The sequence below is a fragment of the Streptomyces sp. NPDC057900 genome (assembly GCF_042887885.1).
Taxonomy (GTDB): Bacteria; Actinomycetota; Actinomycetes; order Streptomycetales; family Streptomycetaceae; genus Streptomyces.
The window spans coordinates 508,237-527,686 of the sequence record NZ_JBHVOI010000005.1 but is presented as its reverse complement, the minus strand read 5'-3'; the positions used below and the strand labels follow the sequence as shown (position 1 = coordinate 527,686).

The window sequence follows — 19,450 nt, the reverse complement described above, 5'->3', positions numbered from 1 at the left end:
GCATAATTCTCCGAACAATCTTCCGGCCCGACCACCGCGAGACCGAGGGGCCAGAAGCCAGAAGAACGGGCAAGGGTCCCGGGACCGGGAACGCGTTCGGAAATCATTCCTCGCGGGTATCGGCACCTTCATGCCCGTACGGCAGCAGTGGCAACGGGAATCGCGGACTTCCGCCTTTCTGCCGCAGCGGGACCGGTCCGGAATGAGAAAGCCTTATCCGGCGGGCATTCCCGGCTCCGCGAGCCCGCTCTCGTACGCGATGATGACCAGCTGCGCGCGGTCCCTGGCCCGCAGCTTGGCGAGGAGGCTGCTCACATGTGTCTTCACGGTCGGCAGGCTGATCACCAGACGCTCGCAGATCTCCGCGTTCGACAGCCCGTTCGCGATCAGCACCAGCACCTCCTGCTCCCGCCCGGTGAGTCCGACGAGCCTCGACACCGGCCGGGGGGCCGTGCTGTGGCGCGAGAAGTCCGCGATGAGGCGACGGGTGACGGTCGGCGCGAGGACGCTCTCGCCGGTGGCGATGACCCGGATACCGGCGACCAGTTCGTGCGGTGAGGTGTCCTTCAGCAGGAACCCGCTGGCCCCCGCCTGAAGGGCCGGATAGACGTACGCGTCCATGTCGAACATCGTGAGGGCGAGCACCCGCACACCGGACATCGACGGGTCCGAGCAGATGTGCCGGGTCGCCGCGACGCCGTCCAGGACGGGCATGCGCAGATCCATCAGCACGACGTCCGGCCTGAGTTCCCGGGCCAGTTCCACCGCGGCGGCGCCGTCACCCGCCTCGCCGACCGCTTCCATTCCGGGCGTCGAGTCGATGAGGACCCGGAAGCTCCCGCGCAACAGCGCCTGGTCGTCGGCGATCAGCACCCGGACCACGTCGGTCATCGCGCGTCCCTCGCATACCGCTCGTCGGGGGCTTCGGCCGCGCCGATTTTAGCAGCGGCGCCCCTCCCGGGTGCCTTCCGCGGAAGGCACTCACCCCCCGTCCAGCAGCAACTCGCCGCTTCCCGCGTCCCCGGCCTTCACCGTGGTGCCGTACGGCTCCGCGAGGCGGGCGACGTCGGCGAGGATTTCCTCCGCCTCCGCCGGACCGGCCAGCCGCGGGCGGCCCCGGCGGTGGACCGGTTCGCCGAAGCCCAGGCCCACCGGATGGAGGCGGACGCCGACGAGCGTGCCGTCGTCGAAGGTGAGGACCGGCACCAGCGAACGCCAATAGCGGCGGTGCGGGGCGAACAAGCGGCTTCCGTGGCCGCTGAGTTCGGCGAAGTACCGGCCCGGCGCGACCGTCCCGGGAGCGGCGCCGATGTTCGCGTAGTCCTCGGCGGGAACCCGGTCTGCGAGCTCGATCTGGCTGACGATGTTGCCCAGGCTGTAGAAGATCGGCCTGCCCCGGTAGAGCTCGATGCCCCGCAGGAAGTGCGGGCCGTGCCCCACCACGGCGTCGGCCCCCTCGTCCACCATCCGGTGGGCGAACGCGCGCAGGAACTCCCCCGGTTCCTCCGGTGTCGGCCCCGGCTCGTGGGAATGCACGCTCACCAGGACGACGTCCGCCCGGCCGCGGGCCTCGGCCACCCAGCGGGCGATCTCGTCCAGGTCGGTCCGGTCGCACACGGTCGTCAGCCCCGGCTCCTCCGCCACCTGGAAGCGCGCGCCGTACAGCGTCAGCCGCTCGGGAGAGGGGAGGGCGGGATCGATGCCGAGCAGGGTCCGTGCCTCGGCCCGCCGGGCCCGCAGCCCGGTCCGCGCGTCGATCTCCCGCAGCACCTCCATCTGGGCGCCGGTCACCGCCAGGGTGGCGCCGTGCCGCAGCGGGTTCAGTCCGGGGCGGCCCGGCAGTTCGGGCGAGGGCGCGGCCGCTTCCTGTCCGGGCAGGAAGGTCGAGCTGCACGCGATGAGGGCCAGGCCGCCGCCGGGCCGGTCCACGTAACGGGGCCGTCGGGCGGCGGGCAGATCGGTGCCGATCCCGGCGTAGGCGATCCGCCGCGCGTCCAGGAGGTCCAGAGTGCCGAGCACGCCGTCGACGCCCATGTCCAGGGCGTGGTTGTTGGCGCAGCCGAGCACGGAGAAACCCGCCTCGGTGATCTCGTCGAGCACACCGGCGTCCGCGATCAGGCCGCCGCCGCCCGCCGCGTTGTGCACGGGGTGGCCCCGGCCGTCGCTGGGCACCACCTCCAGGTTCGTGAAGGCGAAGTCCGCGCCGCGCAGGAGTCCGCGCAACCGCTCGGCCGCCGGGTCCGACGTGATCAACGCGCCCCTGGTGGCCATGCAGTCACCGGAGAGTGCCACGGTCAGCGTGGTCATCGCCGCGCCTCCCGCACCGCGCGGACGAGCGTTCCACCCGGATCGCCGCCCGTCATGTCGAGGCGCTTTCCGTCGACCATGACGGTCGGGGTCAGCGAGACCCTGCGGGAGGCGGCTGCCTCCGAGACGTACTTCACCCAGGGCCTGTGGGTGGCGTCGCGGACGCAGCGGGTGAAGGCGTCGCCCTTGATGCCCACGTCCTCCGCCGTACTGATCAGCTGTTCGTCGCTGAGTCCCGGCCCCCGCTCGGGCGGCTGCTTCTCGAAGAGCGCGGAGGAGTACTCCTCGAACCTTCCCCGGTCGGCGGCGCAGGCCGCCGCGGAGGCGGCACGGGTCGAGTAGCCGCCGGGGCTGCTGTAGTCGTCCAGGAAGGCGACGGGGTGGTAGACGAGCCGCACGCCCCGACCGGCCTTCAGCCCCTTCAGGTCGGCGGCGATCGCCCGTTCCGTGTTGCGGCATTCGGGACAGAGGTAGTCGAGGTAGAGGTCGACACGGACCGCGCCGCCGGATACCGCGAGACCCGCCTTGTCGGCCGTCGCACCGGCGGGCGCGCGGTCCGGGGCCTTTCCGGGATCGGAGTTGTTCGTCCGGACCAGTCCCGCGCCGACCACCGCGGCGGCGGCGATGACGACCGTGGCCACGGTCGATATGAGGAGGGTGCGCCGGCGGCGGTGCCGTCTTGTCACCATGTCCCGTACCGAGGTGTCCGTGGGCTGCGTCGGGGGCATGCCTATTCCTCCTTCGTGTCCAGGACCCAGCGGTCCAGGGCGTAGCGGGTCCGCGGATTCCGGATCAGCAGGGCGGCCGCCCCGAGCAGGACCAGGTCGCGTGCGATGTCGATGGCGTATCCGCGCTCCGCGCCGCTCGTGAGGGTGCCGCCGCCGCCGAAGCAGCCGCAGTCGATCGACATCCCCCTGGCCCACACCGAGACGATGGCCGCGACGTACACGGCCAGCAGGACGGCCGTGACGACTGCCGCCACCCGCGTGGCCAGTCCGGCCACCAGGAGCAGCGCGACCGCGATCTCGGCGAACGGCAGCGCGCCGCCGATGAGTTCGGCGAGATCGTCCGGCACGATGCGGTAGACCGCGACCGAGCGCCCCGCGTCGTTCAGGTCCCGGATCTTCACCAGGCCCGCGTAGCCGAGGACCACCGCCAGGACGATGCGGGCCGCGGTGGGGGCCCATGTCTTCGTGATCCGCGCCGTCCCGGTCATGTGGTGCGGGAGAACCGGTAGGTGGCCACGCCGAGCGCGAGGGCCACGATCGCGACGAGCAGCCCCGCCTCCGCGACGACGGGTGGGTGCCAGTCCCCGATCAGCAGCCGCGTCTGCTCCGAGCTGAGCACGTCCGGGCCGGGCAGGGTCCGGCGTACGGCGTCGACTCCGTAGGTGAGGGGGTTCAGTTTGACGACGATGGCGAGCCAGCCCGGCAGGCCGTTCGGCGGGAACATCGCGCCCGAGAAGAACATGAGGGGCATCAGGCTGAGGTTCACCACGACCTGGAACGTGTCGACCTGCCGGATCGTCACCGCGGCGAGCAGCCCGAGCGAGGTGAACAGCAGGGAGACCAGCAGGATTTCCAGCAGGACGAGCAACAGCGCCGGGGTGTACCGGATGTCTGCGATGCCTCCGACGGACAGGACCAGCAGTCCGTAGAGGGCGCCCGTGGTCGCTCCGCCGAGCGCGAGGCCCAGCACGATGCTCGACCTCGGGAACGGTGCGACGAGCATCTGCCGCAGCACTCCGAGCCGGCGGTCCCACACGAGCGAGATGCCCACCGCGATCGCGGGTGCCTGCACGGACATGACCAGCACGCCGGGGAACAGGAAGGCCCGGTAGTCGTTCAGCTGGGCCTTGCCGAGGTTCCCGGAGGCCGCGTCGAGGCCGGTTCCGAGGACGACGAGGAAGAGCAGGGGTGTCACGAGTCCCATGGCGAGGCGTACCGGGTTGTGCTTCAGCCGGATCATCTCGCGCCGCCAGAGCAGTGCGTACGGGCGCAGCGCGTGCCGGGGCCCGGAACCGGGCGGCGGGCCCTCGGCGGCGGCGGTGGCCGCGTAGCCGCCGGGGGCTTCCCGGACGGTGTCGGTGCGGCTCATCGCAGCCCCTCCCCGATGTTGTTCAGCGTGTGTGCGTTCGTCCCGGTCTCGCGGATGGCGGACCCGGTGTGGTGCAGGAAGACGTCGTCGAGCGTGGGCGGTGCGACGGACACCGAGTGCACGGTGAGACCGAGACCGGTGCAGAGTCGCGGGACGAGCCCGGCGCCGTCCGCGACCCTGAGGAGCAGCCCGTCCGGGGTGGGTTCCGCGGCGATGCCGAAGCGTTCGGAGACGGCGTCCGCGGCCCTGGTGTCGTCCTCCGTGCGCAGCACGACGACGTCCGATCCGATGACGGTCTTCAGCTCCGCGGGCGTGCCCTGGGTGATCACCTTGCCCCGGTCGACGATCGCCACCTGGTCGCAGTGCTCGGCCTCCTCCAGCTGGTGCGTGGTGAAGAAGAGCGTGATGCCCTGTTCCCGGCGGAGCCGGTCCAGGTGGTCCCAGACCGCCGCGCGGGTCTGTGCGTCGAGTCCGGTCGTCGGTTCGTCGAGGAAGAGGACCCGGGGGGCGCCGAGCAGGCCGCGGGCGATCTCCAGGCGCCGGCGCAGTCCGGTGGAGTACTGCCGTACGGGGACGCCGCCGCGCGCGGACAGCTCCATCAGTTCGAGCATGGCGGCGATCGCCGTACGCGCTTCGTGGCGCGGCAGCCCGCACAGGCCCGCCTGGAAGCGGAGGTTCTCGACGGCGGTGAGCTCCAGGTCGAGCGTCGACTCCTGGAACACGATGCCGATCCGGCGCCGGACCTCGGCCGGCTGCCTCGCGACATCGAAGCCCGCCACCTCCGCGCGGCCCGCGGTGGGTTTCAGCAGTGTGGTCAGCATGCTGATGGTGGTGGTCTTGCCGGCGCCGTTCGGCCCGAGAAAGCCGAACGTCGAGCCTTCCGGCACTGCCAGATCGAGGCCGTTCACGGCCGCCCGGGTGCCGTAGTACGCGTAGAGGCTCTCGGCCCTGATCGCCGTCATCGCGGGCTCCCCTCGGAGCGCCGCACGCTCAGGACCGTACGGAACACGCTCAGCTCGCCGGGTTCGTCGACCGGGCGGCCGTCGGCCTCGACCCAGGCGTGCGCCCCGAAAGGCTGGGTGCGGAATCCGGTGCACCAGTCGGCCCATCGGCCACGGGCCCGGCACATCAGGACGGTGGCGACGGAGCGCTGGAGGCAGCCGAGGCCCGCGCAGCGGGTGCTGACGGAGACGACCGATCGGCGGGCCCGCGCCACCTCCGCGTATCCGGCGGGCCGGCTGCCCCGGCTGATCACGCCGAGGAGGCGGTGCAGCCGGGCGGGCGGCAGCCGCACCAGGAGCCGGGCGGCGCCGGCCGCGCAGCGGGGTGCGAGCTGTCTGCGCAGCGGGAGGCGTGCCGCGTGCTCGGCGACCGCGGGGGTGGTCATGCGGAGACCTCCAGGAGGTTGGCGGCGCTCAGCGACTCGATGAGCGCCATGACGTCCTGCCGTGCCCGGTCGGCGTCGACCGGGGCGGCCTCTGACACGCTCGCCGCGACCGCGTCGGGTCCGTCCCCGTCGAGCAGCCTGCGCAGGACGGCGGAGCCGGACGCGTTGAGCTGCCAGTAGCGGCCGCGGCGTCCGTCGAGCAGGACGGCGCCCGAGTCGACGGGGGTGAGGGTGACGTCGCGGGCGAGCCTCAGCTTCATCTGCTTGCTCCCGTGTCCTGGGTGTCGGAGTGCGGGGCGTCCGCCCCGGTGTGGGTCCGGAGCCAGCTCTCGCAGGCCACGGTGGTGTCGATCGGCTGGAGGTGGTGGGACATCGGCCCGGGGTTGAGCACCGCGGCACGGAACGCCGCCGGGTCGATGAGGCCCAGGCGGGCGAGGTGCGAGTCCTCGCAGTGCTCCAGGATCGCGGCCCGGTTGCGTTCGAGGCCGCGGAACGCCTCGGCGCTGAACTCGCCCTTGTCGCGCCGGTCGAGGATCTCTCCGGGTACGGTCCCGCGTACGGCGGAGGTCAGCAGGGGTTTGAACCGGCCGGCGGCCAGGCGCTGGTCGACCCGGGTGGTGAGCGCCGCCGCGATCACCCGGTCGTCGAGGAACGGCGCGTCCCACGCGATACCGGAGCCGGCCACGACCGTGTTGATCTGACGGATCGTCGACCCTTCGAAGACGAGGGAGGCCAGTGCCTGGTGCCGGGCCCGGTCGGCGTCCAGGGGTTCCGGCAGGCTTCGGGCGGTCGTGGTGAGCAGCCGCCGGACCGCCGACACCGCCTCGGGCATGGCCCAGGACGGCATGCGGGGCGCGAACACCCAGCCGAAGTCGGGTTCGTCGAGCGGCGGGGGCGGGGCGGCGATCCGGGCGGCGACCGCCGTCAGGTTCTCTGCGAACGTCCGCCGGTCGGCGAGCGCCCTCACGGTCTTGCCCCAGGACCAGCGGTTGGCGAGCCGGTAGCGGTTGACCAGCCGGAGCCCGCTGACCGGCCGGGCGCGCGCCAGTGACCAGGCGCTGGTGGGCATCCGGCCGAACAGCTCGTCGCCGCCGAATCCGCTCAGGTGCAGGGTGGCGCCCTGCTCCGTGGCCCGTCCCGCGAGGTCCCTGATGTGCGGGAGTCCGGAGGCCCAGGTGGACGGTCCCTCGGGTGCCGCGTCCTTGTGACCGGCGGTGTAACCGATGCCGAACAGATTCTCCGCACGGTCCGCCGCCAGTGTGTGGTGCCGGGCCCTCGGCAGCAGGGCCGCGGCCCTGGCCGCCCAGGCGGTGTCCTCGTTCGCCCTGTCCAGTGGTGCGACGTGATAGGTGACCAGGTCGGCACCGGCCGCGTCGGCGAGGAAGCAGAGCGAGGTGGAGTCCATGCCGCCGGACAGGTCGGCGCTGATGGTCCGGCCGGGGCGCACCCGCGCGGCGAGCGCCTCCGCCAGCGCGGTGCGGACGGCTTGGGCGCCTTCCGCGAGCGAGTGGGTGGGCTCCGGGAGCTGCCACCAACGCACCTGCCGGGAGCGGCCGTCGGAGTCGATCCGCAGCCAGTGCCCGGTCCTGAGCGGGTCGATGCCCCGGCGGACGGGTCGCTGGGCGAGCGGCCACGGCGCGCCGCCCGGCGCCAGCAGCCGGGCGGCGAGCACCGCCTCGTCGAGGCCGGCTCCGGTGAGCCGCAGCAGCGGTTCCACGCCGCTCGCCGCCACCGTCACACCGTCGACCACGGCCGAGTAGACCTGCCGTACGCCGACGAGCGAACCCTGGACCCGGGTGACGCCGTCCACCGAGGCCATCAGGTGGAACAGGCCCGGCAGCCGGGCCGCCTCCTTGTCCACGTCGTGCGGCGAATTCGTCCGGGCGAGTGTCGCGGCCGCGGCCGCCGGATCGATCCGGGTGTCGCCGATGAGCACCAGGCGGTGCCGGCCGGCCTCGATCAGCGTGGTCTCGCCGTCGGGCCAGTGCCCGAGGATCCAGGGCCGCCCCGACGCGTGGTCGATCCGGCAGCTCGCCCGTACCTTCGCCGCGACCGCGGCACCGGCCGGGCAGTCCGGAAGAACTGTGAATTCCATGTCGCCTCGTTCCCCGGGCGGTGCCGGTGCGTCCGAAACGGACGCACCGGCACCGGATGAGTTCACCAGAAGCAGACGACGGCGTAGCCACAGCCGGCGAAGTCGTTGCAGCTTCCGACGCCGAGACACTTGGTGAGCTCGTCGAAGTCGCCGACCTCCTGGAGCATCGGGGGCTCGTAGATCTCAACAGACATGGTTTTCCTCCCAGTTGGGCCGGATCACTCGAACCGACTTCTTCGGTCCTCGACCCGGCTGACTGGGAAGTTACGGCGGCGCGTGTCCCACGGGCGTGAGGCAGGCGCCCCGGCCGGGTCCCGTCACACGTCCCACCGGCGGTGGCGTACGAAGCCGAGGACGAGCGCCGCCGCGGTCCAGACGAGCAGCACCGCGCAGCCCCTGACGGCGTCGCCCGAGTCGACCGTGAGCATCTGGGTCCCCGCCCGGTCGGGGAAGTAGCGCGCCACCTCCTTCGTCGCCCCGATGACGGAGAGGATCTGGGAGCCGGCGAGCACCATCGGCAGCATCACGGCCAGGGGTACGACGGCGCTGCGCGCGGCGGCGGCCACCCCCGCGGCGAACAGGCTCATCAGGGTCAGGTAGAGCACCGCCCCGGCCAGGGCGCGGGGCACCCCGTCCGAGGTGATCGAGGCGCCGTGCGGGCCCAGTGCCGCCTGCGTGACCAGGTACCCGACGACGGTGACCGGGATCGCGACGAGCAGGGCGGCGGCAGCGGTGACGGCGAGTTTGGCCGCGTAGAGCCGGCCGCGCCGGGGGACGGCGAGCAGGGAGACGCGCATCATGCCGGAGGCGTACTCGCTGCTGACGACGAGCACGCCGAAGACGATCAGGGCGAGCTGGCCGTACAGGATTCCGTCCAGTCCGGCCTGCTGTGCGGTGAATCCGTCCCGGATCATCCCGTTGTCGGACTCGATCGCCGACTTCGCGGACCAGCCGTCCAGAGCGCCGATGAGCACGCTGAGCGGGACGAAGAGCAGCAGCGCGAGGAACGTGCTGCGGATGCGGCGCATCTTGATGAACTCGGCCCGGACGGCCGCGAGTGTCTCAGACACGGGTCTGTCCTCCCGTCCTGGCGACGAGTCCGAGGAAGGTGTCCTCCAGGGACCCCTGGTGGGTGCTCAGTTCGTCGAGCGCGAGGCCGCTCGCCGCGGCGAGGCGGCTGATCTCGCCCGCCGGCAGCCCGTCGACCTCCAGGCCGCCGTCGCGAGTCGGGGCCACCGAGGCTCCCGCGCGCTCCAGCTCCCTTCTCAGCAGTACCGGTTCGGTCGTCCGTACCCGTACGTAGGACCTGCCGTGGCGCTCCATGAAGTCCGCCATGCCGGTGTCCGCGAGGAGCCTGCCCCGGTCGATGACGATCAGGTGGTCGGCGACCATGGACATCTCCGTCATCAGGTGGCTGGAGACGAGGACGGTCCGGCCCTCTGCCGCCTGGGCGCGCAGCAGTTCACGCAGCCGGCGGATGCCTTCCGCGTCGAGGCCGTTGACCGGTTCGTCGAGGACCAGGACGGGCGGGTCCCCGAGGAGGGCCGCCGCCAGGCCCAGCCGCTGGCCCATGCCGAGCGAGAACGTGCCGATCCGCCGCTTCGCCGCGTCCGCGAGGCCCACGGTGTCGAGGACCTCGCCGATCCGCTGTCGCGGGATCCGGTTGCTCCGCGCCAGCCAGCGCAGGTGGTCGAACGCGGTCAGAGTGCGGTGCGGGGCGGAGGTCTCCAGCAGCGCCCCGACGTGCCGGGCCGGGTAGCGCAGCTCGTGATAGGCGTGCCCGCCGATCCGCGCGGACCCCTCGTCCGGGCGGGTCAGGCCGAGCATCATCCGCATCGTGGTGGACTTCCCGGCCCCGTTGGGGCCGAGGAAGCCCGTGACGGCTCCCGGCCGCACGGTGAAGGTGAGTCCGTCGACGACGGTGCTCGGCCCGTACCGCTTCGTCAAGTTCGAGACGTCGATCATGCGATCCAGTCTGGCCGTGGGCCCCCGGCTCCCGCATCGCTCGCGCGGCGGGAAGGCCGGGCGTCTCCGGCGCCCGGAACCCATACCTGCGAATGAGTCCGGTTCAGGACACGAACGCCTACGGGTCAGTAGGGCAGGGTCACCGCGACCCGGAACCCTCCGTCCGGCCCCGCCCCGGCGGTGAATGTGCCGCCGTGCGCGTCGGCGCGCTCCCGCATCCCGACGAGTCCGAGCCCGCCCCCCGGCACGGTGGGGCGGTGCCCGGTACCGGGTCCCTCATCAGCGACTTCGACCGTCAGCACGCCTTCCGCCGCGACGATCCGCACGGAACAGCGGGTCGGTGCCGCGTGCTTGACGACGTTGGTCAGGGCCTCCTGCACGATCCGGAAGGCGGACGTGGCGACCCCGTCCGGAGGTTCCTGCGGGCAGTGGGAGCGCAGGTCGACGCCGACGCCGGCCGCCTCGGCCATCCGCACCAGGGCCGGAAGGTCCAGGAGTCCGGGCACCGGCCGCAGATCCCGGGCGGCCGCTTCCTCCTGGTCCTCCCGCCGGTCCTCCCGGCGCAGAACCCTGAGCGTGGCCCTCATGTCCCGCAGCGCCTGCCGGCTGACACCCTCGATCATCACCAGGGCCTCACGCGCCTCCTCCGGGCGCGTCTCGGCCACGTGGTTGGCGATACCGGCCCTGACCGCGATCAGGCCCACGCTGTGGGTGACCACGTCATGGATGTCGCGGGCGATGCGCAGGCGCTCCTCGACCTTCGCCCGCTCGGCCGCCTGGTCGATGACGCGCTCGACCCCGGCCCGGCGCTCCCGGGCGGCCGACCCCGCCGCCCAGGTCGCACCGAGGACCAGCACCCCGAACACGGCCTGCACGGCCCGGGTCCCGCCCTCGTAGTGCTGACTTCCCGTCATGGTCAACAGCGCTGCGCCGGCGGCGCACACGCCGCCCACGAGGACCGCGGAACGCCCCGGCTGCCGCCGCAGGGCCACCAGGTACAGCGCGTAGGCGGCGGCGAGGAAGGAGGTGGGCCCGAGTCCGAACGGCAGCGCCGCGCAGGCCGCGACAAGGGTGACGCCGAAGACCGGCGACGGCCACAACTGCCGGACGGTCAGCGGCAGCGCGGCACTCAGCGAGAGCAGCCAGACAGTGGTGCCGCTCAACTCGCCGCCCAGGGCGGGGCGCAGCGGCGAGAGCTGCGGAAGCAGCGTGAAGCCGAGCGCGGCCATCACGTCGAACACGATTGATCGCCGGTCGCGGATAGGCACCATGCGGCGAAAGTATTCGCTGTTCTGCGGTACGTCCAACGCCGCGGAGTCCGGCCGTCGCCGTCCCTACCGATCGCGTCCCAGGGCCCGCCGGACCTGGCCGAGAGTCGACCCCCAAGCGGAAGCGTTTTCTTTCACTTGATGAACGAACTTGCGTTCCCCTGAACCGCGTCAGCATACTCGGCATTTGCGTCACCACACCTCCGGCCCCCCACTCATCTCATGCACCCACATGAACGAATGATGGTCAGAAGGAGCCCTGTACGGCTTCTCTGTATTGGCATTTCAATTCCTGGAATGACGGAGAAAGGCGTGGAGAAGTGGAAATAAACCTGCTCATCATCGGCGAGGACTCGGTCACTCTCGCGGGCCTGGAGGCCATTGTCGACCAGGACGAGAACGTCGTCCTGCTGGACCGGACCCTGGACGCCGCCGACTGGCTCCGATGTCCCGAAGAAGACGCGGTGAAACCGCACGTCATCATCCTGGGAGAGCCTCCATCGAAACAAATCATCTGCGAGAACGTGCAGCAGGTCCTCACGAAATACGGCCATGAGAGATCGCGTCCGAAGATTCTCGTTGTCTCGCAGAATGATGACGACGACATGATAGTGGCGGCACTGCGCGTCGGCGTCAGCGGCTATCTCGCACGCATCGGTTCACCGGACGAGCTCCTCGATTCCATTCGCATCGTCGCGAAAGGCGGCGCCGCTTTCAGCAGAACGATCGCTGCCAGATTCAGCAGCTACTTCTCCTCGATGCAGATGCAGAACATTCCTGATCCGACGGACTTCTGCGGCCTGACCAGTCGCGAACTGGAAATACTCGACCTGCTCGCCCACGGTCTGGGCAACCAGCAGATCGCGCGGCGGCTCTTTCTCGCCGAGAAGACCGTGCGCAACTACGTCTCCAGGATCTTCACCAAGCTGGAGGTGCATGACCGGGCCTCGGCCGCGGTGCGAGCCCGTGACGCCGGATTCGGCGGGCAGCCGGAGGTCCAGCTGGCCCAGCTCGCCTGAACGGCCGACGCGGCCCGGGTGGTGGACGTTTGAGTGCGGCCCGCCCGCGACAGGGATGTGGACATGTCACTGACTGAGCCGTTCGGCACCGCCCCCTACGCACCCGTGGTCTCCGCAGAGGTGCGGGCCGCCCTCGCCGCGCACCGGCCCGTCGTCGCGCTGGAGTCGACGATCATCGCCCACGGTCTGCCCCGCCCCCGCAATCTGCGGGTGGCCGAGGAGCTGGAGGGGCTCGTGCGGACCGGCGGCGCCGTGCCCGCCACCATCGCCGTGCTGGACGGCAGGGCCAGGATCGGCCTGGACAAGGACCAGTTGGAGCGGGTCGCCCAGGACCCGGCGATGCGCAAGTTCGGCCACCGGGACCTCGCCCCGGCCCTGGCGGCGGGCGCGAGCGGGGCGACGACGGTCTCCGCGACGGCGTTCCTGGCCGCACGCGCGGGCCTGCGCGTCTTCGCGACCGGCGGGCTCGGCGGGGTGCACCGGGGCTGGACCGAGACCCAGGACGAATCGGCGGACCTGCGGCTGCTGGCCGGAACCGGCATCACCGTGGTCTGCGCGGGCGTGAAGTCGATCCTGGACGTGCCCGCCACACTCCAGCGACTGGAGACGCTCGGCGTCGGGGTGCTCGGCTACGGCACGGACCGGTTCCCCGGGTTCTACCTCAGCAGTTCGGGCGAACCGGTCGACTGGACCGTGCACAGCCCGGAGGACGTCGCCGGGGTGATGCGGGCCCAGGACGCGCTCGGCGGCCCGGCGGCGGCGCTGATCGTCGCCAATCCCGTACCGCCGGAGGAGCAGTTGGATCCCGCCCTGCACGACCGGGTGCTGGCCGAGGCGCTGGACGCGTGCCGGGAGCACGGCATCGTGGGGCAGGCCGTCACGCCGTACCTGCTGGACCAGCTGACGCGGCGGACCGGCGGTGCCTCGCTGGAGGCCAACCTGACGGCGGTCCGGGGCAATGTGGCGCTCGCCGCCCGGATCGCCACGGCCTGGACCGCCCGGTGACCGGTGGACTCCTCGTCGTCGGGGACGTGGTCACGGACGTGGTGGCCCGGCACGGAACAGCGCTGGTCCACGGTACGGACACCAAGGCCGGCATCCGGACCCTGCCGGGCGGGGCTGGAGCCAACGTGGCCTGCTGGGCGGTACGTTCCGGCTGCCCCGAGGTGCGGCTGCTGGCCCGCGTCGGCGCCGACTCCGCCGCCTGGCACCGGGACCGGCTGCGCCGGGCGGGCGTCCACGCTCTGCTGGCCGTGGACGACGGGGCCCCGACCGCGACGGTCGTCGCCCTGGTCGACTCCGCCGCCGAACGCACCTTCCTCACGGACAGCGGCGCCGCCCTGCGCCTGGCACCGGAGGACTGGTCCCCGTCGATGCTCGACGGAATCGGCCGCCTCCACCTTTCCGGCTACCTGCTCTTCGCCACGAGGAGCCGCGCGACGGCCCTGCTCGCACTCCGGGAGGCCGGGCGGCGGAACATCCCGGTGAGCGTCGACCCGGCCTCCGCGGGGTTCCTGGCCGAGCTCGGCGTCGACCGGTTCCTGGAGCTCGTCGGGGAGGTGGATCTGCTGCTGCCCAACGCGGACGAGGCCCGGCTGCTCACCGGCCTCCCCGGAGCGGCGGACGCCGCGGCGAAGCTGAGCCTGCTGGTCCGCCGGGCCGTCGTCACCCTGGGCCGGGACGGCGTCCTGCTCGCCACCGGGGGCGCGGTGACCGGCCGGGTCCCGGCCGAACCGGTGCGGGACCCGGTGGACTCCACCGGGGCGGGCGACGCCTTCACCGGCGGCTTCCTCGCGGCGCTGCTGGCGGGCGAGGACCCCGCGACGGCCGCCGCGGCGGGGTGCCGCGCGGGAGCTCTGGCCGTCATGGCGATGGGCGGACGGCCGCCCCTGCCGGGGGGACCGGCAGCGGACACGGGCGCGGCCTAAGGGCTGTCCCGGAGTCCCGTCCAGGCGGGGTGGCGCGGGTCGTCGGCCCGGACGACCGCGTCCGCGCTCCCGGCGGGCGCCACCTCGTCCTCGTACCGTTCGAAGGCGGGCAGCGTCCACTGCTCGGCCTCCTCCGTGCGCCGCCGCAGCGCGCCCGGCGACAGCCGCAGGTGGACGCTCAGGTCGAACGGGAACCAGTGCCCCAGCAGCAACGGCCCGTGCACCACCAGTACCCCGCCCTCCGGAAGCAGCCGGTAGGGGCTCCGGGTGGCCCGGTCCGTCGCCGGGTCCCAGAGGTCGGGCAGCACCCGCCCGCTGCCGCCCGCCTCCAGCGGACCGAACACCTCGCGCCACAGCGCTCCGGTGTCGAACCAGCTGCCGTAGTACGAGTCGGGGTCCCGTTTTCCGTACTCGTACCGCAGGCTCGCGGGCCGCAGGAACCCCGCCGTGGACACCGGGAGCACGGCCCGGCCGCGCAGCCGCAGCGCCTGTGCGAGCGACTCGGCCAGCTCGCCGGTCCGGGCGGCCGGGGCCCCGTCGACGGCGACCTTGAGCCAGGGCCCGCCGTCGGACGGCTCCAGCGCGTCGGCGTGCGCGGCGAGGGCGTCCGCCAGCCGTTCCCAGGTGATCGCTTCGAATCGCACGTCACCATCATCGCCCCGGCCCGCCGAGGGACGAGCGGTGGTCCGCCGCCAGCCGCACGACGCGTTCGGCGAGCGGGCGCCGGGCGGGCTCGATCGCGGCGGCGGCAGCGGCGAGGCGGGTGATGTCGGTGTACCAGTCGCCGCAGAGCGGGTCCGCCACCCCGATCCGGGCGAAGCCGCGTTCCAGCAGGCCCCCGGCGGTCTCCGGGCGGCCGCGCAGCAGCGCCTTCACGGCGGCGACGGCGTTGGCGAGCGCGCTGGCGGGCCTCGACCAGTCGTCGCTGCGCGCCGCCGGGTTGTCCTGGTCGTAGCCGGGCAGGTCCGCGACGGACAGCGCCACGATCTCCAGATCCAGCCGCCAGAAGAGGGGCAGCCCGTCGAAGTCGACGAAGAGCAGCCGCCTGCCCCGGGAGTTGCCCAGCTCGGGGTCGACCCGCAGCGAGGCGACGTGCCGGACCGTACCGAGCAGTTCCGGAACGGCGGCGACGCGGTCCGCGAACCGGCCGTCGGGCACGATCCAGCGGAGGTCGATATCGCTGTACGCGTCGGCGGTCCCCCGCGCGAGCGACCCCCTCGGTTCCGCCCGCGATCCGGCGCAGTGGGAGCGGAGCGCGCCCAGGAGCTGCCGCGCCAGCGCGGCCCGGCGCGCCGGATCGAGGTCCCCGGGGCCCGCTCCACTCACTGCCTGCCACCTTCCCGGCGCCGCCTCGTACGATCTTCCCCATGGACCTCGAATTCGCCCGCACGTTCGCCTCGCAGTGGCAGGACGACTGGAACTCCCATGATCTGGAACGCATCCTGACGCACTATCACGAGGACGTGACGTTCAGCTCGCCCATGATCGCCCGCTTCACCGGCGACCCCTCAGGCACCGTGCGCGGCAAGGACCAGCTGCGTGCGTACTGGGCGCGCGGTCTTGAGCTCATCCCGGACCTGGAGTTCGAGGTGATGGACGTCCGGGCGGGCGTGGACACCCTGGTGATCGACTACCGCAACCAGATCGGCGGCCGGGTGTACGAGGTGCTGACGTTCCGGGACGGGCTGGTGATCGCCGGCCTCGGCGCGTACGGGGAGACGCTCGCCCGCTGACGGCAGGGGCGAGCCTCCGCCCCGGCTCACTTCGTCGCGCCGCAGTCCACGGCGTCGGCGTCGTCGGAGAGTTCGCTGCCCTCGGGCAGCAGATAGGTCACCCAGAGGACGACCGGCTCGGTCCCCAGGTTGCGCCCGATGTGGCGGTGCTTGGCGCCGGACGGCTCGATGAAGGACGTTCCGGCGGGCGTCACCTCGACCGAGCAGTCGTCCAGGGTGCGGGTCAGCGTCCCCTTCTTGACCACCGCGATCAGCTGGCCCCGGTGGGTGTGCCAGCCGGTGGAACCGCCGGGCTCGACGGTGATCTTCCGGAAGGTGACGTCGGTACGGCCCTTCGGCGTCCTCACCTTCAGCTTGCCCGGCGAGGTGCCCTCCGCGACGACGGTGCCGCTCACACCGCTGCCGGGCGTGGCGACGGCCGCCGACGGCAAGAAGCAGAGCGCTGCCGCACAGCCCCCGATGACCAGCGCCTTGACCGTCCGACCCTGCTGTCCGCCACGTCTCATGGACAACTCCTTCGCATCAGTGCCCCGGGCATCATCCGATGCCCCTGGCATCCCAAACGCCCCGACGCTACCCAGGAGTCGGCCGGGCGAACCGTCCCGGCGTCGTCATTCGCCCCGCAGCCCGGCGGCGAGCGGCCCTTCGCCGGACACCTCGACGCGTCCGTCCCTGACCGCCTCCGTGAGGGTCGCCTCACCGCGCCCGAGGGCGAGGCAGAGCTCGGCGTCGAGCACGATGCGCGCGTCGGCGCGGTCCGCGGGGCCGTCCCCGTAGACCGCGCTGCCGGGCTCCCGCACCCCCGTACGGACGTGGAACTCGCCCTCCTCCAGCTGTACGTCGAGCACTCCGTCACCGGCCGGCCCGCCGGGCCCGTCCAGCGCGCGCAGCAGGGGCAGCGCGAACCAGTGCGCCCGGACCGCGTCCGTGGGCCGGCGCTCCGCGAGGGCGGGCGCCCCCCATTCGGCCAGCGCGGCGAGGACGGGCAGCAGTCCGTGGCCGCGTTCGGTGAGTTCGTACACCGCGGCGGCGGGCGGCGGCAGCCGGCGGCGGGTGGCCAGTCCGCCCTGCTCCATGTCCTTGAGCCGGGAGGCCAGGACGTCCGTGCTGACGCCGGGCAGATCCGCGTGCAGATCGGTGTACCGGCGCGGACCGGCCAGCAGTTCACGGACGATCAGCAGGGTCCACCGGTCACCGACGGCGTCCAGGGCGCGGGCGCCGGCGCAGAACTGGTCGTAACTCCGGCGCCGGGCCGGGCGGGTTGCGGGCTGTTGCTCACGTGGCATGCGACGCAGTCTAGACATGTTGTTGGACTTTCCAAGCTCAAGCTTGGTAAAACCAAGTATCACAGTCGGGTCGGGGAGGCACCGCATGGAATTCCGCCAGTCCAGCAAGCTCAACGAGGTCTGCTACGAGATCCGGGGCCCGGTCATCGAACACGCCAACGCCCTGGAGGAGGCGGGCCACAGCGTGCTGCGGCTCAACACGGGCAACCCGGCGCAGTTCGGTTTCGAGGCGCCCGAGGAGATCGTCCAGGACATGATCCGGATGCTTCCGCAGGCCCACGGCTACACCGATTCGCGCGGCGTCCTCTCCGCCCGCCGGGCCGTGGCGCAGCGCTACCAGGCGATGGGGCTGACCGAGGTCGGCGTGGACGACATCTTCCTCGGCAACGGGGTCTCCGAGCTGATCTCGATGGCCGTGCAGGGTCTGCTGGAGGACGGTGACGAGGTGCTGATCCCGTCCCCGGACTACCCGCTGTGGACCGCGGTGACGACGCTGGCCGGCGGCAAGGCCGTGCACTACATGTGTGACGAAGCCTCGGACTGGAACCCCGACCTGGCCGACATGGCGTCGAAGATCACCGACCGGACCAGGGCCGTCGTGATCATCAACCCGAACAATCCGACCGGCGCCGTGTATCCGCGCGAGGTCCTCGAAGGCATCCTCGATCTGGCCCGCAGGCACGGCCTGATGGTGTTCGCCGACGAGATCTACGACCAGATCCTGTACGACGACGCCGAGCACCACAGCGTGGCGGTCCTCGCCCCCGACCTGGTCTGCCTCACCTTCAGCGGCCTGTCCAAGACGTACCGGGTGGCCGGGTTCCGCTCGGGCTGGATGGTGGTGTCCGGTCCGAAGCAGCACGCGCGCAGCTATCTGGAGGGGCTGACCATGCTCGCCTCCATGCGGCTGTGCCCCAACGCCCCGGCGCAGTACGCCATCCAGGCCGCGCTCGGCGGCCGGCAGTCGATCCGGGAGCTGGTGGTGCCGGGCGGCAGGCTGTACGAGCAGCGCAACCGCGCCTGGGAGAAGCTGAACGAGATCCCCGGGGTGTCCTGCGTGAAGCCGAAGGGGGCGCTGTACGCCTTCCCTCGCATCGACCCGAAGGTGCACCCCCTCGTGGACGACGAGAAGTTCGTCCTGGACCTGTTGCTGCGCGAGAAGATCCAGGTCGTGCAGGGCACCGGCTTCAACTGGCCCCGGCCCGACCACTTCCGGATCCTGACCCTCCCGTACGCTGACGATCTTGACGCGGCCATCAGCCGGATCGGCCGCTTCCTGACCGGATACCGGCAGTGACCGGACGCGGCGGATGAACGGATACCGATGGTGAGCCCCTCCTCCTGCACCGCCTGCCGGGTCCCCGTGCACACCCAGTTCGCCTCGTTCGAGCTGGTCGGGCCGATCGTCGAGGGCGGACTGGACCCGGCCTCCGACCCCGCGTGGGCGGAGTCGGGCGCGAAGTCGCCGCAGGAGTACGCGCGCTGGGCGGGGCACCTGTGCGGTATGACCTGTCTGCGCATGGCGCTCGGCGCCGACGCCCCGGCCCTCTTCGCGCTGCGCGACGGAGCGCTCGGGTACGGCGCGTACACCGAGGACCCGGACGGCGCGATCCGCGGCCTGGTCTACGCCCCCTTCGCCGACTACGTGCGCGAGAGCCACGGCCTCGATGCCACCGTCCACCGCCACCTCTCGCCGGAGGAGATCCCGGACCTGCTGGACGCGGGCCGGTCCGTCATGGCGTCGGTGCACTACGCGATCCGTCATCCGGACCGGCCGGCGCCTGGACAGGGCGGGCACCTGGTGCTCCTGACCTCGCGTACGGCCGACGGCGCGGGCGTGCACTTCCACAATCCCTCGGGCACGAGCGAGAAGACCCGGGCGGCGGAGCTTCCGCTGACCGAGTTCGCGCGGTTCTTCGCCGGGCGCGGGGTGTCGCTGTCCGCGCGGGCGTGACGCGCCGGTCCCGGAACAGGAGCGGGCCCGGGGGTGTAGCCGACCCCCGAGCCCTGTGATGCCGCCTGTACTGCACGCCGACACGTTTAAGGTCCCGTATCAGTTTTATGTCGTCGCATCCTGCCTTTAGACGACCGCGGACCGAAGCTCCGCGGGCCGGAGTCGAACCGGCATCTCGACGCACACGGGCACGGGCCCGGTCGATTCGGCGATAGGCGGCGCATGCTGAGTCTGGAGCAAGAGTCTGAGATTGATCGCGGTCTGCCTCTGCCAGTTGGGCCACCCCGGCCCGCGTCCGCGGGAGCTGCGGAAGTGCCGGGGGGAGGACTCGAACCTCCACCGTAACCGCGTCGTCACGACAAACTTCAGTTTCAGCTTTGCGCTCCTCGCGCACCCCGACGGCTTCGACCG

At 72.1% G+C, this 19,450-nt stretch carries 23 protein-coding genes and 1 tRNA gene; 6 read left to right on the top strand and 18 right to left on the bottom strand.

The annotated features are described in order from the left end of the window. Nucleotides 1–213: 213 nt before the first annotated feature. From ACFVQ0_RS22620 to ACFVQ0_RS22560, 13 genes are all read right to left on the bottom strand, one after another. A complete protein-coding gene (locus tag ACFVQ0_RS22620) occupies nucleotides 214–891 on the bottom strand; it encodes a response regulator (RefSeq protein ID WP_390090634.1) in 678 nt (225 codons plus the stop codon). A 90-nt stretch (nucleotides 892–981) separates the two neighbouring features. Then, nucleotides 982–2,307: a lasso peptide C-terminal Trp epimerase gene (mslH, locus tag ACFVQ0_RS22615; protein WP_390090632.1), complete on the bottom strand. Its 1,326-nt coding sequence runs from the start codon at nucleotides 2,305–2,307 to the stop codon at nucleotides 982–984. Further along, nucleotides 2,304–3,035: a DsbA family protein gene (locus tag ACFVQ0_RS22610; RefSeq protein WP_390090630.1), complete on the bottom strand. Its 732-nt coding sequence runs from the start codon at nucleotides 3,033–3,035 to the stop codon at nucleotides 2,304–2,306. The genes mslH and ACFVQ0_RS22610 overlap by 4 nt, the downstream gene beginning before the upstream one ends. Nucleotides 3,036–3,037: 2 nt before the next feature. Beyond that, on the bottom strand, nucleotides 3,038–3,523 hold the full coding sequence (locus ACFVQ0_RS22605; RefSeq protein ID WP_390090628.1) for a MauE/DoxX family redox-associated membrane protein: 486 nt from the start codon (nucleotides 3,521–3,523) through the stop codon (nucleotides 3,038–3,040). Next, nucleotides 3,520–4,404 carry an ABC transporter permease gene (locus ACFVQ0_RS22600; RefSeq protein ID WP_390090626.1) on the bottom strand — a complete coding sequence of 295 codons (885 nt, stop codon included), beginning with the start codon at nucleotides 4,402–4,404 and terminating at the stop codon, nucleotides 3,520–3,522. Before ACFVQ0_RS22600 ends, ACFVQ0_RS22605 begins: the two co-directional genes overlap by 4 nt. Next, nucleotides 4,401–5,366, bottom strand: coding sequence for an ATP-binding cassette domain-containing protein (locus tag ACFVQ0_RS22595; protein ID WP_390090624.1), 966 nt, complete (start codon nucleotides 5,364–5,366; stop codon nucleotides 4,401–4,403). Before ACFVQ0_RS22595 ends, ACFVQ0_RS22600 begins: the two co-directional genes overlap by 4 nt. Then, nucleotides 5,363–5,791 (bottom strand): lasso peptide biosynthesis B2 protein, encoded by a 429-nt coding sequence (locus ACFVQ0_RS22590; RefSeq protein WP_390090622.1) that lies wholly within the window; start codon nucleotides 5,789–5,791, stop codon nucleotides 5,363–5,365. Before ACFVQ0_RS22590 ends, ACFVQ0_RS22595 begins: the two co-directional genes overlap by 4 nt. Continuing rightward, on the bottom strand, nucleotides 5,788–6,051 hold the full coding sequence (locus tag ACFVQ0_RS22585; RefSeq protein WP_390090620.1) for a lasso peptide biosynthesis PqqD family chaperone: 264 nt from the start codon (nucleotides 6,049–6,051) through the stop codon (nucleotides 5,788–5,790). The genes ACFVQ0_RS22590 and ACFVQ0_RS22585 overlap by 4 nt, the downstream gene beginning before the upstream one ends. Further along, the gene (locus tag ACFVQ0_RS22580; RefSeq protein WP_390090618.1) at nucleotides 6,048–7,886 is read right to left on the bottom strand and encodes a lasso peptide isopeptide bond-forming cyclase; all 1,839 of its coding nucleotides are present in this window, start codon (nucleotides 7,884–7,886) and stop codon (nucleotides 6,048–6,050) included. Before ACFVQ0_RS22580 ends, ACFVQ0_RS22585 begins: the two co-directional genes overlap by 4 nt. 62 nt (nucleotides 7,887–7,948) lie before the next feature. Then, nucleotides 7,949–8,080 carry an aborycin family tricyclic lasso peptide gene (locus ACFVQ0_RS22575; RefSeq protein WP_311306310.1) on the bottom strand — a complete coding sequence of 44 codons (132 nt, stop codon included), beginning with the start codon at nucleotides 8,078–8,080 and terminating at the stop codon, nucleotides 7,949–7,951. Nucleotides 8,081–8,203: 123 nt separating this feature from the next. Then, a complete protein-coding gene (locus ACFVQ0_RS22570) occupies nucleotides 8,204–8,956 on the bottom strand; it encodes an ABC transporter permease subunit (protein WP_390090616.1) in 753 nt (250 codons plus the stop codon). Then, nucleotides 8,949–9,851, bottom strand: coding sequence for an ABC transporter ATP-binding protein (locus ACFVQ0_RS22565; RefSeq protein ID WP_390090614.1), 903 nt, complete (start codon nucleotides 9,849–9,851; stop codon nucleotides 8,949–8,951). Before ACFVQ0_RS22565 ends, ACFVQ0_RS22570 begins: the two co-directional genes overlap by 8 nt. Nucleotides 9,852–9,976: 125 nt before the next feature. After that, complete coding sequence (locus ACFVQ0_RS22560) at nucleotides 9,977–11,122, bottom strand: sensor histidine kinase (protein ID WP_390090612.1); 1,146 nt, start codon at nucleotides 11,120–11,122, stop codon at nucleotides 9,977–9,979. A gap of 317 nt (nucleotides 11,123–11,439) precedes the next feature. Here ACFVQ0_RS22560 and ACFVQ0_RS22555 point away from each other — a divergent pair, with 317 nt between their 5' ends. The 3 genes from ACFVQ0_RS22555 (at nucleotide 11,440) to ACFVQ0_RS22545 (ending at nucleotide 14,066) form a co-directional block, all read left to right on the top strand. Beyond that, nucleotides 11,440–12,138, top strand: a complete 699-nt coding sequence (locus ACFVQ0_RS22555) for a LuxR C-terminal-related transcriptional regulator (protein ID WP_390090610.1) — start codon at nucleotides 11,440–11,442, stop codon at nucleotides 12,136–12,138. 63 nt (nucleotides 12,139–12,201) lie between these two features. Continuing rightward, a complete protein-coding gene (locus ACFVQ0_RS22550; protein WP_390090608.1) occupies nucleotides 12,202–13,143 on the top strand; it encodes a pseudouridine-5'-phosphate glycosidase in 942 nt (313 codons plus the stop codon). Then, the gene (locus ACFVQ0_RS22545; RefSeq protein ID WP_390090606.1) at nucleotides 13,140–14,066 is read left to right on the top strand and encodes a carbohydrate kinase family protein; all 927 of its coding nucleotides are present in this window, start codon (nucleotides 13,140–13,142) and stop codon (nucleotides 14,064–14,066) included. Before ACFVQ0_RS22550 ends, ACFVQ0_RS22545 begins: the two co-directional genes overlap by 4 nt. Here the strand turns inward: ACFVQ0_RS22545 and ACFVQ0_RS22540 are convergent. Further along, nucleotides 14,063–14,710, bottom strand: coding sequence for a uridine kinase (locus ACFVQ0_RS22540; protein WP_390090604.1), 648 nt, complete (start codon nucleotides 14,708–14,710; stop codon nucleotides 14,063–14,065). The two genes, ACFVQ0_RS22545 and ACFVQ0_RS22540, sit on opposite strands and share 4 nt — an antisense overlap. Before the next feature lie 7 nt (nucleotides 14,711–14,717). Next, nucleotides 14,718–15,392 (bottom strand): hypothetical protein, encoded by a 675-nt coding sequence (locus ACFVQ0_RS22535; protein WP_390090602.1) that lies wholly within the window; start codon nucleotides 15,390–15,392, stop codon nucleotides 14,718–14,720. 41 nt (nucleotides 15,393–15,433) lie between these two features. On the opposite strand from ACFVQ0_RS22535, the gene ACFVQ0_RS22530 reads away from it, so the two are divergent. Further along, on the top strand, nucleotides 15,434–15,799 hold the full coding sequence (locus tag ACFVQ0_RS22530) for a nuclear transport factor 2 family protein (RefSeq protein WP_390090600.1): 366 nt from the start codon (nucleotides 15,434–15,436) through the stop codon (nucleotides 15,797–15,799). Nucleotides 15,800–15,825: 26 nt separating this feature from the next. Here the strand turns inward: ACFVQ0_RS22530 and ACFVQ0_RS22525 are convergent, their stop codons facing one another. Further along, entirely contained in the window at nucleotides 15,826–16,305 is a 480-nt protein-coding gene (locus ACFVQ0_RS22525) for a cupin domain-containing protein (RefSeq protein WP_390090598.1), read from the bottom strand. Between the two features lie 105 nt (nucleotides 16,306–16,410). Continuing rightward, nucleotides 16,411–17,085: a winged helix-turn-helix transcriptional regulator gene (locus tag ACFVQ0_RS22520; protein ID WP_390090596.1), complete on the bottom strand. Its 675-nt coding sequence runs from the start codon at nucleotides 17,083–17,085 to the stop codon at nucleotides 16,411–16,413. Nucleotides 17,086–17,170: 85 nt separating this feature from the next. Here ACFVQ0_RS22520 and ACFVQ0_RS22515 point away from each other — a divergent pair, with 85 nt between their 5' ends. Continuing rightward, a complete protein-coding gene (locus tag ACFVQ0_RS22515) occupies nucleotides 17,171–18,382 on the top strand; it encodes a pyridoxal phosphate-dependent aminotransferase (protein ID WP_390090594.1) in 1,212 nt (403 codons plus the stop codon). Nucleotides 18,383–18,409: 27 nt separating this feature from the next. Continuing rightward, complete coding sequence (locus ACFVQ0_RS22510) at nucleotides 18,410–19,039, top strand: peptidase (protein WP_390090592.1); 630 nt, start codon at nucleotides 18,410–18,412, stop codon at nucleotides 19,037–19,039. Nucleotides 19,040–19,352: 313 nt separating this feature from the next. On the opposite strand, the gene ACFVQ0_RS22505 is transcribed toward ACFVQ0_RS22510, so the two are convergent. Beyond that, nucleotides 19,353–19,439 (bottom strand) — tRNA-OTHER (locus tag ACFVQ0_RS22505). Between the last annotated feature and the right edge of the window lie 11 nt (nucleotides 19,440–19,450).

Bases quoted from the DNA above. Each gene is read 5' to 3' on its own strand.
- ACFVQ0_RS22605 (WP_390090628.1), bottom strand. From the start codon at position 3,523: ATGACCGGGACGGCGCGGATCACGAAGACATGGGCCCCCACCGCGGCC.
- ACFVQ0_RS22525 (WP_390090598.1), bottom strand. From the start codon at position 16,305: ATGAGACGTGGCGGACAGCAGGGTCGGACGGTCAAGGCGCTGGTCATC.
- mslH (WP_390090632.1), bottom strand. From the start codon at position 2,307: ATGACCACGCTGACCGTGGCACTCTCCGGTGACTGCATGGCCACCAGG.
- ACFVQ0_RS22560 (WP_390090612.1), bottom strand. From the start codon at position 11,122: ATGGTGCCTATCCGCGACCGGCGATCAATCGTGTTCGACGTGATGGCC.
- ACFVQ0_RS22565 (WP_390090614.1), bottom strand. From the start codon at position 9,851: ATGATCGACGTCTCGAACTTGACGAAGCGGTACGGGCCGAGCACCGTC.
- ACFVQ0_RS22575 (WP_311306310.1), bottom strand. From the start codon at position 8,080: ATGTCTGTTGAGATCTACGAGCCCCCGATGCTCCAGGAGGTCGGCGAC.
- ACFVQ0_RS22595 (WP_390090624.1), bottom strand. From the start codon at position 5,366: ATGACGGCGATCAGGGCCGAGAGCCTCTACGCGTACTACGGCACCCGG.
- ACFVQ0_RS22610 (WP_390090630.1), bottom strand. From the start codon at position 3,035: ATGCCCCCGACGCAGCCCACGGACACCTCGGTACGGGACATGGTGACA.
- ACFVQ0_RS22515 (WP_390090594.1), top strand. From the start codon at position 17,171: ATGGAATTCCGCCAGTCCAGCAAGCTCAACGAGGTCTGCTACGAGATC.
- ACFVQ0_RS22530 (WP_390090600.1), top strand. From the start codon at position 15,434: ATGGACCTCGAATTCGCCCGCACGTTCGCCTCGCAGTGGCAGGACGAC.
- ACFVQ0_RS22520 (WP_390090596.1), bottom strand. From the start codon at position 17,085: ATGCCACGTGAGCAACAGCCCGCAACCCGCCCGGCCCGGCGCCGGAGT.
- ACFVQ0_RS22600 (WP_390090626.1), bottom strand. From the start codon at position 4,404: ATGAGCCGCACCGACACCGTCCGGGAAGCCCCCGGCGGCTACGCGGCC.
- ACFVQ0_RS22590 (WP_390090622.1), bottom strand. From the start codon at position 5,791: ATGACCACCCCCGCGGTCGCCGAGCACGCGGCACGCCTCCCGCTGCGC.
- ACFVQ0_RS22550 (WP_390090608.1), top strand. From the start codon at position 12,202: ATGTCACTGACTGAGCCGTTCGGCACCGCCCCCTACGCACCCGTGGTC.
- ACFVQ0_RS22510 (WP_390090592.1), top strand. From the start codon at position 18,410: ATGGTGAGCCCCTCCTCCTGCACCGCCTGCCGGGTCCCCGTGCACACC.
- ACFVQ0_RS22620 (WP_390090634.1), bottom strand. From the start codon at position 891: ATGACCGACGTGGTCCGGGTGCTGATCGCCGACGACCAGGCGCTGTTG.
- ACFVQ0_RS22585 (WP_390090620.1), bottom strand. From the start codon at position 6,051: ATGAAGCTGAGGCTCGCCCGCGACGTCACCCTCACCCCCGTCGACTCG.
- ACFVQ0_RS22580 (WP_390090618.1), bottom strand. From the start codon at position 7,886: ATGGAATTCACAGTTCTTCCGGACTGCCCGGCCGGTGCCGCGGTCGCG.